This is a genomic window from Nocardia sp. NPDC050630 (genome assembly GCF_044457245.1).
GTDB lineage: Bacteria > Actinomycetota > Actinomycetes > Mycobacteriales > Mycobacteriaceae > Nocardia.
Genome location: NZ_JBITGN010000026.1, coordinates 29702 through 42931, shown reverse-complemented (window position 1 = coordinate 42931; position 13230 = coordinate 29702). Strand labels below are relative to the sequence as shown.

Sequence of the window (13230 nt, the reverse complement as noted above, 5' to 3'; positions counted from 1 at the left end):
CTTGCGCGTCTCGATCTTCGGTATATCGGTCATGGGCGGTTTCGGTTATGCGGGGCAGTTGAGGACTAGCAGACAGCGGGCGGGGACGGCGATGGTGCTCCCCGCCGGATAGGTGGCATCGGCGCCGCCGTCGGGTACCGAACAATCCAGTGCGACAGTCCATTGCGCGCCGTAGTCGGAGTTCGGCAGCGCGAAGTCCAAGCCGCTGTCGTGGGCGTTGAAGCACAGCAGAAATGAATCGTCGGTAATGCGCTCGCCGCGCGGGCCGGGTTCGTTGATGCCGAGGCCGTTGAGGTATACCGTCAGCGACTTGCCGAAACCGCTGTCCCAGTCCGCGGGGGTCATTTCCTCACCCGCAGGCGTGAGCCATGCGATATCGCGGGCATGATCTTTCGAGCGGATCGGCCGACCCGCGAGGAAGCGGCGGCGTCGGAATATCGGGTGCGCGGTGCGCAGCGCGATCACCCGCTTGGTGAATTCGAACAGGTCCGCATTCGTCTGCATCAGCGACCAGTCCATCCAGGCCAGCGGTGAATCCTGGCAGTAGACATTGTTATTGCCGTGCTGGGTGCGGCCCATCTCGTCACCGTGCGCGAGCATCGGGGTGCCCTGACTGAGCACCAGCGTGGCCAGCAGATTGCGACTCTGCTTGGCGCGCAATGCGAGTATGTCGGGATCGTCGGTAGGTCCCTCCACCCCGCAGTTCCACGAGCGGTTGTAGCTCTCGCCGTCGCGATTGCCCTCCCCGTTGGCCTGGTTGTGTTTGTCGTTGTAGGACACCAGATCCCGCAGGGTGAAGCCGTCGTGCGCGGTGATGAAGTTGATGCTCGCGCTCGGCCTGCGCCCAGTGGCCTCGTACAGATCCGAGGATCCGGTGAGCCGGGAGGCGAATTCGCCGAGGGTGGCTGGTTCACCGCGCCAGTAGTCGCGCACGGTGTCGCGGTACTTACCATTCCATTCGGTCCACTGGCCAGGGAAGTTGCCGACCTGGTAGCCGCCCTCGCCGACATCCCACGGCTCCGCGATGAGTTTCACCTGGCTGACCACCGGATCCTGTTGCACCAGATCGAAGAAGGTGGAGAGCCGGTCCACATCGTGCAGTTCCCGGGCCAGCGTGGCGGCGAGGTCGAAGCGGAAGCCGTCGACGTGCATGTCCAGGATCCAGTACCGCAGCGAGTCCATGATCAGCTGCAGCGTATGCGGATGGCGCACGTTCAGGCTGTTACCGGTGCCGGTGTAGTCCATGTAGTGCGATGGGTCCTCGTCGACCAGGCGATAGTAGGCGGCATTGTCGATACCGCGGAAGGCCAGGGTCGGCCCGAGGTGATTGCCCTCGCCGGTGTGGTTGTAGACGACATCGAGGATCACCTCGATGCCCTCGGCATGCAATGCCCGCACCATGGCCTTGAATTCGGTCACCGCGGCACCGCCGCGCGGACTGGCCGCGTATTCGTTGTGTGGGGCGAGATAGCCGAAGCTGTTGTAGCCCCAGTAGTTTCGCAGGCCCTGATCCAAAAGGACACGGTCGTGCAGGAATTGGTGTACCGGCATCAGCTCGATCGCGGTGATGCCGAGTTCCTTCAGATGTTCCACGATCGCCGGATGCGCGATCCCCGCGTAGGTGCCGCGCAATTCCTCCGGAATACCCGGGTGGGTCATCGTCATGCCCTTGACATGCGCCTCGTAGATGACTGTTTCGTGGTAGGGCCGATTCGGTGGACGGTCGGCGCCCCAGTCGAAGAACGGGTTGATCACCACACCGGACATGGTGTGCCCCAGCGAATCCTGGCCGTAGGTGTAGAGCGAGGAGTCGTTGTCGAATTCGCCGTCGAAGGCCTTGCCGTAGGGATCGAGCAGCAATTTACTTGGATCGCAACGCAAGCCGTGCTCGGGATCGTAGGGTCCGTGTACCCGGAAGCCGTAGCGCTGGCCCGGTCCGATGGTCGGGAGATAGGCGTGCCAGACGTAGGTGTCGACCTCTTCCAGCGGCACTCTGGTTTCGGTGCCGTCCCTGGCGATAAGGCACAACTCGACCGCGTCGGCAACCTCGGAGAACACCGAGAAATTGGTGCCTGCGCCGTCGTAGGTCGCGCCCAGTGGGTAGGCGGTTCCGGGCCAGACACCGAGGGGTGTCACCTCACCGGGCGCTGCGTCGGGCTGAGCCATGTCAACGACACTAGCGCCAGCCGTGACGCGCTCGGTGCGGGTGGTTGCGGCCGGGCGAGTCAGCCCTGGTCGGCGCCGGTTTCGAGCCAGCGCCGCCGGTAGCCGATCTGGGTGGCCAGCCGCGCGAGTGCGCCGAATACCGCATGCGGCAGCCAGACCGCGATGCCCGCGATACAGCCGTCCTGGTAATCCCACAGCAATGCCAGCGCCAGTGGGTCGCGTGGCATCCGGGAGCATGCGCGGCGTCGAGGTTGTGCCAGGGCTGGAACATTTCTCAGTCCGCGGCGGTGGGCGGATTTCGTGATCGAAGACGGTGTCGGGCGGCTGCGGGGTCGGCGGCCACGGCTCGTCGTGCTGACGGCCGAGGGACGTGCGGCGCTCGACGTGGCGGCGGAGCGGATCAGCCGGATCGAGCGGAAGCTCGTGGACAGTCTGGGCGAGCCGGGGTTGACCGAGCTGCGGCAATGGCTGAGTCGAGTGCACGAGGTGCTGATCGACCGAGTTTCACCGCTGCAGCGTCAGTCGCCAGGTCTGGCCCACCAGATCGTGGCCGAAGCTGTGATGCGGATTCGACTCCACGAGTTCGAAACCCGCGCGCTGATAGATATGCCGCGCCGAGGTGAGGATGTCATTGGTCCACAGCACCATGTCGCGGTAGCCGACCTCGGTGGCGAATCGCACGCAGCGCTCGACCAGTGCGGAGCCGACGCCTAGGCCGCGCGCGGTCGGCTCGACGAGCAGTAGCCGCAGTCGGGCCGTGGTCTCGCTCTCCGCGACACAGAAGACGCAGCCCACCGGCTCGCCGTCGTATTCGGCGATCCAGGCGTGTTCGCGGCTCTCGTCGTGGTCGTCCAGATAGGCCGCGACAATGCGGGCTACGAGTGCCTCGTAGCTGGCGTCCCACCCATATTCGGCGGCGTAGAGCGCGGCATTGCGCTGGATGACCCAGCCGTAGTCGCCGGGTTTCGGGGCGCGCAGCACCAATTCGCCGGGGACTTGTCCGTCGAGAATGCGCTGGATGGTGCGCATGGAGGTGATCAGGCGCGCGCGGTCGGCCGGTTTGTGCGCATTGAGCAGATAGCCGATTTCGGCACTGGAGCGCTGATTGAGCACGGCGAAGACCTCCTTGCCGCGTTCGGTCAGTCGGACCTCTTGGCGGCGACCGTCGCTTTCGCAGCGATTGCGCTGGACCAGTCCGTCCTTTTCGAAGCGGGCCAGAATGCGGCTCAGATAGCCGGGGTCGAGGTCGAGTTTGCGTCGCAGCGTGACGACCTCGCTCGCGCCGGAATTGGCCAATTCGAACATGATTCGCGCTTCGGTGAGTGAGTATTCGCTGTCCAGCAGGCCTTCGCGCAGTACCCCGATGACCCGGGTGTAGCGGCGGTTGAATTCGCGCACGGCGTCGATATCGGCGGCGGCAACGGTGGTCACGGCGGCTCCCAATCTTTGACTGAGTCAAAGGATACGTCGGAACGGTCGCACTGGTGCGGAATTTCACGGGATATCGTGGGTGCGCAGCTCGAGTGGTAACTTGAACACCGTTCAAGCCCTACTGGGCTGTCACGCGACCGCGAGGAATCCTGTGGCATTGAGTTCCGACGAGATCACCGCCATCGACGCCGAACATGTCTGGCATCCCTATGGCGGCTTTCCCGCGACGACCGAACCGCTGGTGGTTTCGGGTGCTTCCGGTACCAGGCTCACGCTCGCCGACGGTCGGGAATTGGTCGACGGAATGAGTTCATGGTGGGCCGCAATCCACGGCTATCGGCATCCGGTTCTGGATGCCGCGCTGGTGGCGCAGTCGCAGCGGATGAGTCATGTGATGTTCGGCGGACTCACCCATGAACCGGCGGCTCGGCTGGCCGCATTGCTCGTCGAACTGACGCCCGCAGGTCTGGACAAGGTATTCCTGTGCGACTCCGGCTCGGTATCGGTCGAGGTCGCGGTCAAGATGTGCCTGCAGTACTGGCGCGCGACGGGTAAGCCGGACAAGCGGCGGCTGCTCACCTGGCGCGGCGGGTATCACGGCGATACCTTCACGCCGATGAGCGTGTGCGATCCACAGGGCGGCATGCACGCACTGTGGACCGATGTGCTCGCCGAGCAGATCTTCGCCCCGGCGCCGCCGCCCGAGTATTCAGCCGAGTATGTCGCCGAATTCGAGCAGTTGCTGGCCGCCCATGCCGACGAACTCGCGGCCGTCATCGTTGAGCCGGTCGTGCAAGGGGCTGGTGGGATGTGCTGGCACGATCCGCGGTATCTGATCGATCTGCGTCGCCTGAGCGATGAGTACGGGGTGCTGTTGGTCTTCGATGAGATCGCGACCGGATTCGGGCGCACCGGAGCGCTTTTCGCGGCCGATCACGTTGGGGTGAGTCCGGATGTGATGTGTGTCGGCAAGTCGCTCACCGGCGGGTATCTGACCTTGGCTGCCGCGTTGTGCACGTCCCGGATCGCGGAGACCATCAGCGCCGAGCACGGCGGGCTGATGCATGGTCCGACCTTCATGGGTAACCCGCTGGCCTGTGCGGTTGCCGTCGCCTCGATCGAACTACTGCTGCGACGGGATTGGCGCGCCGAGGTGACTCGGATCGAATCGGAACTGGAAACTGGTCTGGCCCCGGCGCGTTCGCTTCCCGGGGTTGCGGATGTGCGGGTGCTCGGAGCGATCGGGGTTGTGCAACTCGACCATCCGGTGGATATGCGCAAGGCCACTCATGCCGCCGTAGAAGCGGGTGTCTGGCTGCGTCCCTTCCGCGATCTGATCTACACCATGCCGCCCTTCATCAGCTCGACCGAGGACATCGAACGCATTACCGCCGGTATGGTCGCCGCCGCTCAGGCCTGATGCGTCACGCGCGTTTGCGGGTGCTGTGTTCGGTTCCCGCGCTCTCGGGACGGTCTGTGTCGGAGACGATCTCCCAGACTCGGAAGACGCAGTGGTAGTCGTCAGCCCAACCGCGGGCGATCAACAGATAGTTATCGCCGTCGCGCAGCAGAACCCTTCGACCCGGAAGGCGCGGATGCTGCGGGGTGAATGTGGGCACGAGGGAATGCAATTTGGTCATGGCATGTTCGCGAGTGCCGACCACCTCCGCCAGTACCCGCGGCGACCAGCGTTTGTTATCGCCGGAACCTGTTGTCTCTTCGACGACTATCGCCCACCGTGGCATTCGGCCCTACTCCCTTTTGGCGGAAATGCCGCGCCACCGTTGGTCGGTGGCGACCTTCAACGATTGGCTCCTACGGTACCAGTACCCGACCCGGAGCAGGCGCCCTGAACGGTGTTCAAGTATGCTGCGGAGCTGTGACTACCGATCCGTTGGGCTGGCTTGACGAACGCGCCGCCGAGCGCGTGCGCGTCGGGTTGCGCCGTGAGTTGCGACCGCGTGCGGCACAGTCGCCGTCGATCGACCTCGCCTCCAATGACTACCTGGGGCTGGTGCGTCATCCGGAGGTGATCGAGGGCGCGATCGATGCCGTGCGCCGCTGGGGTACCGGGTCGACCGGATCCCGGCTCGTCACCGGCACCACCGCCGAACACGAGCAGCTCGAGACCGAACTCGCCGAATTCGTCGGTGCCGAGGCCGGTTTGGTCTTCGCCTCCGGCTACGCCGCCAATCTCGGGGCAGTGACCGCGCTCGCCGGGCGGGGTGCGCTGGTCGTCTCCGATGCGGGCAGTCACGCTTCGCTCGTGGATGCCTGCCGACTCTCGCGCTCGCGCGTGGAGATCGCCGCGCATTGCGATGTCGAGGCGGTCGAGCGGTTGCTGGCCGAGCGGAGCGAGGAAAGGGCACTGGTACTTACCGATTCGGTATTCAGCGCCGACGGGGATCTGGCGCCGCTGGCCGAGTTGCATCGCGTTACCCGCGCGAATGGCGCGGTTCTGATCGTGGATGAGGCACATGGGCTCGGTGTGCGCGGCACTGGTGGGCGCGGGCTGGTGCACGAGGTCGGATTGGCCGGGGAGCCGGATCTCGTGGTCACCGCGACGCTGTCGAAAGCCCTTGCGGCACAAGGTGGCGTGGTCTTGGCGAGCGAGCGGGTGCGTGCGCACCTGATCGATGCGGCGCGCACGTTCATTTTCGATACCGGGCTCGCACCGGCGGCGGTCGGTGCGGCGCGTGCGGCGCTGCGGTTATTGCGTGGGGATCCCGAGCTGGCTGGTCGGGTGTTGCAGCGGGCCGCCGATATCGCACGCATTGCCGGTGTGGCGGAACCGGATTCTGCGGTTGTCTCGGTGGTGCTCGGCCAGGCGCAGGTCGCCTATGACGCCGCGCAGGCATGCCGCGCACGTGGGCTCGACGTCGGATGCTTCCGTCCACCGACGGTGCCCGAGGGAACATCGCGGCTGCGGCTCACCGCGCGGGCGAATCTGAGCTCCGATGAACTCGACACCATCGCAACGGTTCTCGGCGAGGTGCTGGCGCAGGCGCGTGGATTGGTGAGCGCATGAGTGTGCTGTTCGTGACCGGTACCTCGACGGAGGTCGGCAAGACCGTAGTGACCGCCGCGATTGCCGCGGCCGCGCTGGCCGCCGATCGATCGGTGGCAGTGTGCAAACCGGCCCAAACCGGTGTGGCACCGGGCGAACCCGGCGACCTCGCCGAGGTCGAACGCCTCACCGGTGTGACGAGAACGGTCGAGATTGCCCGCTATCCCGATCCGCTGGCGCCGGATACCGCCGCGCGTCGATGCGGGCAGCCGTTGTTGACGCTGAGTGAAACCGCCGCCGCCATCGACTCACTCGCCGATGCGGATCTGACCTTGGTGGAAGGGGCAGGCGGGTTGCTGGTCCGGCTCGGCGAATTCACGTTGCTCGAGTTGGCGCAGAAGCTCGATGCCCCGGTGCTCGTTGTCGCCGCGGCAGGGCTGGGGACCCTCAACCACAGCGAATTGACCACGCGCGCGCTTTCCTCCGCCGGAGTGCGCTGTGCGGGGCTGGTAGTCGGCTCATGGCCCGGTTCGCCGGGACTTGCCGAAGAGTGCAATCGCACTGATCTGCCCCGGGTTACCGGAGTCGACTTGGTCGGTGCGGTGCCTGCGGGGGCGGGTGCTTGGGATCGCGCGCGCTTCTCCGCCGCGGCACCCGGTTGGTTCACTCCCGGCTGGTCTGTGCTCAGCCGGTAGGTCTGCGCGACGGCCCACTGTCTCGGGAGGTGCATCGACCGGCAGCCGAGCGTATCGGCGGTGCGGTGGCCCGTGACCTGCGTCGACGACGGCACCCGAACCACCGCCGGCCCCGACGGCGTCCCCCTCTACCAGAACGAACTCGGCTGGAGCAGCTCACTCGCCGAAACCGGCGAACTCCCGGATCGCAACGACCGTCACCGGCACGGCTCAATGCTGGACGCAGGCACCGAATTCCAGCGCTCGAGCTGTGTGCGGTCCGCGCCAGCTCGACCTGCTGGTCGCGATTTCTCGGCGAACATGATCGGCTCCGGCTCGGCGATGGCCATGCGCACTCGCCTGGCAGCACTCGCGAACCGTACCTACAGTTGAATAGATGTCGCCGTTGGACGATCGGCACCCGTCCACCGTCTCGGACTGGGATGACGCGCGACGGAGGGCTCGGCTTCGGGAGACTCGTCTCGGGCACGGGTGGCAGACGTTGCGCCGAACCAGCTTGGCGCTGCTGCGGGTCGCCTCGATATTGCTAGCCGGGCTCATCGTGTTCGCCCAGTACTGGGTGCACGATGTCACCCCGGAACGCGATCGGCTCGCGCGCACCGAACCCGCCGTGTTGCCGATCGCCACCCCCGCGCACGATCGCGACTGGGACACCGTCGTCGTCGATATGGTCGGACTGGGCGGCCTCAACGCCAGCAATACCGCGGCCGCACTGCCCGCCCTCAGTGATATGGGCGTGGTATGGGCCATCAAATATGACAATCAAGGTATCGACACCAAGGTGATCGCGGATCTGATCATCCGCGCCGCTCAGATGTCGGGGCTGAAGAATATTGTGCTGGTGGGACACAGTATGGGCGGGGTCATCGCGCTGGAGGTCGCACGGCATATCCACCTCGACAGCGATCTGCGCCTGGCGGGAGTGATCCTGGACTGCACACCGGTGGATTTGAACGCGGTGCGTCCGGAAAGTCGCGGGGCCGGCGAGGATATGGTGCGCTGGATGGGCTGGCTGCCGGGGGCTCGGGAGAGCCGAACGTTGCGGTTGGCGGTCGAAACGTATGCGCGCCGTGACCGGTTCGTCGATCGCGGTGCCACCGGGTTGCCCGGGGTCCGGCTCGAGCCATTGCGCGATGTCATCGAAGAAGTGTTGCGCGAGAAGGTCTTCTCCACTGACGCGGCCAGCAACGGCCTGATCGAAACACAGTTCCTCGCCATCGTGGCGGGAGGTGCGATCAACGATCTGCGCGCGCTGTCACGGCCAGCCGAGGGTAAACCGCGCCCGGCCATCGTCTTCATCCGCCCACGCAATCCGGATAACGACACGGTGGTCGACGTCGAGTACTCCCATCAGGTGCTCATCGAACGGGCCGGTGGCGTCGACGGCTCGCTGCTGGTCGTTATGCCGCGAAATACCGGGCACGCCAATCCGATGCAGCGCCCCGAGGAGTACAACAAGGTCATCGACCAGCAGATCCTGCCGTTCATCCAGCGGTATCAGGAGCAGATGCGCGCGACAGTGTCCGCAGCGGCGCCGCGCTGACGGGATGGCAGGCCGCGGGGGTTGGAATCACGTCAAGGCAAACCGTGTTCGTGTCGGTTTCGCCTTGATTCAATCACCACATGTTCCGACCACGTACGTTCCTGACCGGCCTGCGCGGCCGCACAATCGCCGCCTTGCTCGCTGCGGCGACCGTTGCGAGCTTGGGTGTGACCGGCTGCGTGAGCGACGATACGCCGGTCGGTAAGACCGATGCGCCGCTGCCCACCGACATCCCAGCTGGCACCAAACTCGTACTCGCCGACCAGCAGGAGCGCTTCAAGTCGGTACTCCAGTTCTCCGGTGAGCTCGACAAGCTGCCGTTCAAGGTGGAATTCGCCAATTTCGTCGGCGGACCGGCCATTCTGGAGGCATTCCGTGCTGGCGCCGCCGATGTCGCGACCGTCGGTGATGTTCCGCCGATCCATGCGCAGGTCGCCGGGCAGGACGTGCCGATCATCGCGGCTTACCAATCCAATCCCAGCGCATTGAAACTCGCGGTGGCGCCAGGCAAGACGGCCACCACGCTGGCCGATCTCAAAGGGAAGAAGATCGCCTACGCGGAGGGCACTGCCCAACAGGCCGCGGTGCTGCGCGCGATCGCCAAGGCCGGGCTGAAACCCACTGATGTCCAGCTGGTTCGGCTGCAGCTCGCGGAATTCCTGGACGCGGTGCGCACGGGTCAGGTGGATATCGCACCGCTGGCCGAGCCGAATGTCACTCGGCTGCTGCGCACACCGGGTGCGTCACTGATCCCGGATTCGGAAACCACCGGCATCTACGGTGGTGTCGGCTATCTTTACGCGCGCCGCGCCGCAGTGACCGATCCGGCCAAGGCGGCCGCGACCAGGGCGGTGGTCGCCGCCTATATTCGCGCCTACCAGTGGGTCAATTCCCACCAGGAGGAGTGGGCGCGCAAGTACTACGTCGAGAACCAGAAGGTCAGCGCCGATGATGCCAAACGCATCGTCGACTCGCTCGGTACCTACACCTTCCCTCATCTGGATCAGCAGCTCATCGATCGCCAGCAGGGCACCATCGATGCGATCGCCAAGGCGGGCGAACTGCCCAAGAAGGTGCGCGCCGCGGACGGCTTCGATCTGCGCTTCGATGCCGTCGTCACCCAGGCCGTCACCGAGAGTGGCGCCGCATTCGAACCGAAGGCGAAATAACCATGGCCACCCTGGATGTCGGCGTACTCGGCCGGATCGGACAGAATTCGCGGACCACCGCGGAGCCGGTATTGGCCCGCCGCAAGTCGACTCGTCCGAGGCTCGGACCGGGCCGTCCGATTCCGCTGGGCGTCGCCATCGGACCCGTGCTGCTGATCGCGGCATGGGTGATCGGTTCCGCCACGGGCGCACTGGATGAGCAGACACTGCCCGCGCCGTGGACGGTCGCCGAGACCGCACGCGATCTGCTGGCCGACGGCAGATTGCAGTCGAATCTGCTCACCTCGCTGAAACGCGCGGCCTGGGGTCTCGGCCTCGGCGTGGTGATCGGGGTTCTGCTCGCCTTGATCGCCGGATTGAGCCGCGTCGGTGAGGCTCTGCTGGACGGGCCGATTCAAATCAAACGCTCGATCCCCACGCTCGCGCTGATCCCGCTGTTCATCGTGTGGTTCGGCATCGGTGAGGAAATGAAGCTCATCGTCATCACGACCAGTGTGGCGATTCCGATCTACATCAATACCCACGCGCAACTGCGCGGTGTCGACAGCCGGTATGTGGAATTGGCCGCGACGGTAGGGCTTTCGCGGTGGGGTTTCATTCGCCGTATCGCGCTGCCCGCTTCGCTGCCCGGTTTCTTCACCGGCTTGCGCTTGGCGGTCACTATCTCCTGGCTCGCATTGGTCGTGGTCGAACAGGTGAATGCCACCAGCGGCATCGGGTATCTGATGACGCAGGCGCGCACCTACGGCCAGATCGACGTCATCGTCGTCGGCCTGGTGATCTACGGCCTACTCGGACTGTTCGGCGATCTCGCCGTGCGCGCGACGGAACGGAGGGCGCTGTCATGGCGGCAGACGATCGCGGACTGAATGTGGTCCGTACCCGCGGGCTGCGCAGGGGTTTCGGCGATCGCGTTGTGTTGCACGGTATCGATCTCGATATCGCGCGCGGTGAATTCGTCGCCCTTCTCGGTCGCAGTGGTTCGGGTAAGAGCACCTTGCTGCGCGCGTTGGCCGAGCTGGATCGCGATGTGCTCGGCTCGGGTGAGTTGCGGGTGCCGACGGAACGTGCGGTGGTATTCCAGGATTCGCGGCTGCTGCCGTGGAATCGGGTGCTGGACAATGTCACTCTCGGTTTGAAGGGTGCCGATGCGGCAGAGCGCGGTCGGACGGCTTTGGCCGAGGTTGGACTCGCTGGGCGAGAATCCGCCTGGCCTAAGGAACTTTCCGGAGGTGAGCAGCAGCGTGTCGCCTTGGCGCGATCGCTGGTCAGGGAGCCGGAGTTGCTGCTGGCCGATGAGCCCTTCGGCGCGTTGGACGCGCTGACCCGCCTCAAAATGCATGTGCTGCTGCAGGATCTGTGCGCCAGGCATAAACCAGCGGTTTTGTTGGTAACTCACGATGTCGATGAGGCGGTGCTGCTCGCCGACCGCGTGCTCGTCCTCGACGAGGGACGCATCGCCGTCGATCAGCGCATCGACCTGGAACGTCCACGCCGCCATATCGATCCGGACTTCAACCACCTGCGTGAACTGCTGCTCGCCAGCCTCGGCGTCGATGTCGCGGCCCTGCACGATGAGAAGAAAGCCTCATGACCCGCCAACTCAGCCTCAATGCGTTCATCTACCCCTCCGGACATCATGAGGCGGCTTGGCGGCATCCGCAGAGCCGACCCGACCGGATCTACGATGTCGGCTACTACCAGGAGATCGGTCGCACGGCCGAAGCCGCGAAACTCGACGCGGTGTTCTTCGCCGACGGGCCAGCGCTGCGCACCAATGTCAAACATAATGCGGCCTCCGGTCTGGAACCGATCACTCTGCTCACCGCGATCGCGACGGCCACCACCCATCTCGGTCTGATCGCCACCGCATCGACCACCTACTACGAGCCATACAACCTGGCCAGGCTGTTCTCCACGCTGGATCACATCTCCGGTGGGCGGGCGGGCTGGAATATCGTCACCACCGGAACCGACCTCGCGGCAGCGAATTTCGGGCTCGACAAACATCCCGATCATGCGACGCGGTATGCGCGGGCGCGGGAATTCGTCGACGCGGTCGTCGCGCTGTGGGGCAGCTGGGAGGACGACGCCATCCTGTTGGACCAGCAGGCGGGCATCTACGCCGATCCGGACAAGATCCATCCGATCGACTTCGTCGGCGAATACCTCAGTGTGCGTGGTCCGTTCAACGCGCCGCGTACCCCGCAGGGGCATCCGGTGCTGGTACAGGCCGGTGCGTCGAATGACGGCCGGGCGTTCGCGGGCCGGTACGCCGAGGCGATCTTCACCGCGCACCAGCGCCTGGAGGATGCGCAAGCGTTCTATGCCGATATCAAGGCCAAGGCCGCCGAATTCGGCCGGGACGCCGAACAGATCAAGATCCTGCCCGGCATCAGCCCATTCATCGGTGACACCGAAGCGGCAGCGAAACAGTTGGAGCGGGAGTTCAACGAGCTCACCGTGCCGGAGTACGGGCTGAAACAATTGGAGGGCATCGCGGGTGAGAGCCTGCGGCATCTGCCGCTGGATGAACCGGTGCCGCTCGAGTTGTTCAGCGACGCGGGCGATGTGACCGATAACGAGCGCAGCCGTCGGCAGGTGGTCGCCGGGATCGTGCAGCGGGAACGGCCCACTGTGCGCGGACTGCTGCACCGTCTCGCCGGTGCCCGCGGCCATCGGGTCTTCGCCGGTACACCGGAGCAGGTCGCCGACACCATCGAGGAATGGTTCCGCAACGGCGCCGCCGACGGTTTCAACATAATGCCGCCCTACTACCCGGGTGGGCTGGAGGTCTTCGCCGAGCAGGTTGTCCCGATTCTGCAGCGGCGCGGGCTGTTCCGCACCGAATACACCGGAACCACATTGCGTGACCACTTCGGTCTGCCACGACCGCAGAGCCGGTACGCCCGGCGACCGGCACTCGCGTAGTGAGCGGCTGTATCTGGCCGTATCGAGACCGGATCGGCATCGTCGGGCCCGAGCGCACCGGGCAAGACGGCGCAGCCGGGGGTGTCGGCCGGAATACGACGGCGGATCGTAGTGCTGCATGAGCTTTCGGAGTGAGCGACCTGACCTATGCCCTCTGGCGCAGTTCGAGCTCACCTATGTCGACATCACTCTCGTCGTCGGTCACTCGCATCTCGAACCGCTGCCGCTCGGTGCCCAGCGGCAGAGACATGTGCGGAATCCACGCATCGATGATCACGATCAGCTCGG

The 13230-nt window shown here is 65.3% G+C and carries 13 protein-coding genes; 9 read left to right on the top strand and 4 right to left on the bottom strand.

The genetic code is table 11. The features are described from left to right. Window positions 1–45: 45 nt before the first annotated feature. The 3 genes from glgX to ACIBG0_RS37365 form a co-directional block, all read right to left on the bottom strand. On the bottom strand, window positions 46–2166 hold the full coding sequence (glgX, locus tag ACIBG0_RS37375; RefSeq protein ID WP_397039533.1) for a glycogen debranching protein GlgX: 2121 nt from the start codon (window positions 2164–2166) through the stop codon (window positions 46–48). A gap of 59 nt (window positions 2167–2225) precedes the next feature. Continuing rightward, complete coding sequence (locus ACIBG0_RS37370) at window positions 2226–2393, bottom strand: hypothetical protein (protein ID WP_397039531.1); 168 nt, start codon at window positions 2391–2393, stop codon at window positions 2226–2228. Between the two features lie 277 nt (window positions 2394–2670). After that, window positions 2671–3597 carry a GNAT family N-acetyltransferase gene (locus tag ACIBG0_RS37365; RefSeq protein WP_397039529.1) on the bottom strand — a complete coding sequence of 309 codons (927 nt, stop codon included), beginning with the start codon at window positions 3595–3597 and terminating at the stop codon, window positions 2671–2673. 151 nt (window positions 3598–3748) lie between these two features. On the opposite strand from ACIBG0_RS37365, the gene ACIBG0_RS37360 reads away from it, so the two are divergent. Next, a complete protein-coding gene (locus tag ACIBG0_RS37360) occupies window positions 3749–5017 on the top strand; it encodes an adenosylmethionine--8-amino-7-oxononanoate transaminase (protein ID WP_397039527.1) in 1269 nt (422 codons plus the stop codon). A 4-nt stretch (window positions 5018–5021) separates the two neighbouring features. Here ACIBG0_RS37360 and ACIBG0_RS37355 read toward each other — a convergent pair whose 3' ends face one another. Further along, window positions 5022–5342 carry a hypothetical protein gene (locus ACIBG0_RS37355; protein ID WP_397039525.1) on the bottom strand — a complete coding sequence of 107 codons (321 nt, stop codon included), beginning with the start codon at window positions 5340–5342 and terminating at the stop codon, window positions 5022–5024. Window positions 5343–5476: 134 nt separating this feature from the next. Here ACIBG0_RS37355 and ACIBG0_RS37350 point away from each other — a divergent pair, with 134 nt between their 5' ends. From ACIBG0_RS37350 to ACIBG0_RS37315, 8 genes are all read left to right on the top strand, one after another. Beyond that, a complete protein-coding gene (locus tag ACIBG0_RS37350; protein WP_397039522.1) occupies window positions 5477–6625 on the top strand; it encodes an 8-amino-7-oxononanoate synthase in 1149 nt (382 codons plus the stop codon). Then, complete coding sequence (gene bioD / locus ACIBG0_RS37345; protein ID WP_397039520.1) at window positions 6622–7299, top strand: dethiobiotin synthase; 678 nt, start codon at window positions 6622–6624, stop codon at window positions 7297–7299. Before ACIBG0_RS37350 ends, bioD begins: the two co-directional genes overlap by 4 nt. Window positions 7300–7359: 60 nt before the next feature. Next, on the top strand, window positions 7360–7671 hold the full coding sequence (locus ACIBG0_RS37340; protein ID WP_397039518.1) for a hypothetical protein: 312 nt from the start codon (window positions 7360–7362) through the stop codon (window positions 7669–7671). A 4-nt stretch (window positions 7672–7675) separates the two neighbouring features. Beyond that, window positions 7676–8842, top strand: coding sequence for an alpha/beta fold hydrolase (locus ACIBG0_RS37335; protein ID WP_397039516.1), 1167 nt, complete (start codon window positions 7676–7678; stop codon window positions 8840–8842). A gap of 80 nt (window positions 8843–8922) precedes the next feature. Continuing rightward, window positions 8923–10011: an ABC transporter substrate-binding protein gene (locus ACIBG0_RS37330; RefSeq protein ID WP_397039515.1), complete on the top strand. Its 1089-nt coding sequence runs from the start codon at window positions 8923–8925 to the stop codon at window positions 10009–10011. Window positions 10012–10013: 2 nt separating this feature from the next. After that, a complete protein-coding gene (locus tag ACIBG0_RS37325) occupies window positions 10014–10880 on the top strand; it encodes an ABC transporter permease (protein ID WP_397039512.1) in 867 nt (288 codons plus the stop codon). Further along, window positions 10856–11605 (top strand): ABC transporter ATP-binding protein, encoded by a 750-nt coding sequence (locus ACIBG0_RS37320; protein ID WP_397039509.1) that lies wholly within the window; start codon window positions 10856–10858, stop codon window positions 11603–11605. The genes ACIBG0_RS37325 and ACIBG0_RS37320 overlap by 25 nt, the downstream gene beginning before the upstream one ends. Then, window positions 11602–12942, top strand: coding sequence for an LLM class flavin-dependent oxidoreductase (locus ACIBG0_RS37315; protein ID WP_397039508.1), 1341 nt, complete (start codon window positions 11602–11604; stop codon window positions 12940–12942). The genes ACIBG0_RS37320 and ACIBG0_RS37315 overlap by 4 nt, the downstream gene beginning before the upstream one ends. Window positions 12943–13230: the final 288 nt, after the last annotated feature.

Coding starts and splice junctions, on each gene's coding strand:
- ACIBG0_RS37315 (WP_397039508.1), top strand. CDS start 11,602: ATGACCCGCCAACTCAGCCTCAATGCGTTCATCTACCCCTCCGGACAT.
- ACIBG0_RS37355 (WP_397039525.1), bottom strand. CDS start 5,342: ATGCCACGGTGGGCGATAGTCGTCGAAGAGACAACAGGTTCCGGCGAT.
- bioD (WP_397039520.1), top strand. CDS start 6,622: ATGAGTGTGCTGTTCGTGACCGGTACCTCGACGGAGGTCGGCAAGACC.
- ACIBG0_RS37330 (WP_397039515.1), top strand. CDS start 8,923: ATGTTCCGACCACGTACGTTCCTGACCGGCCTGCGCGGCCGCACAATC.
- ACIBG0_RS37335 (WP_397039516.1), top strand. CDS start 7,676: ATGTCGCCGTTGGACGATCGGCACCCGTCCACCGTCTCGGACTGGGAT.
- glgX (WP_397039533.1), bottom strand. CDS start 2,166: ATGGCTCAGCCCGACGCAGCGCCCGGTGAGGTGACACCCCTCGGTGTC.
- ACIBG0_RS37370 (WP_397039531.1), bottom strand. CDS start 2,393: ATGCCACGCGACCCACTGGCGCTGGCATTGCTGTGGGATTACCAGGAC.
- ACIBG0_RS37325 (WP_397039512.1), top strand. CDS start 10,014: ATGGCCACCCTGGATGTCGGCGTACTCGGCCGGATCGGACAGAATTCG.
- ACIBG0_RS37320 (WP_397039509.1), top strand. CDS start 10,856: ATGGCGGCAGACGATCGCGGACTGAATGTGGTCCGTACCCGCGGGCTG.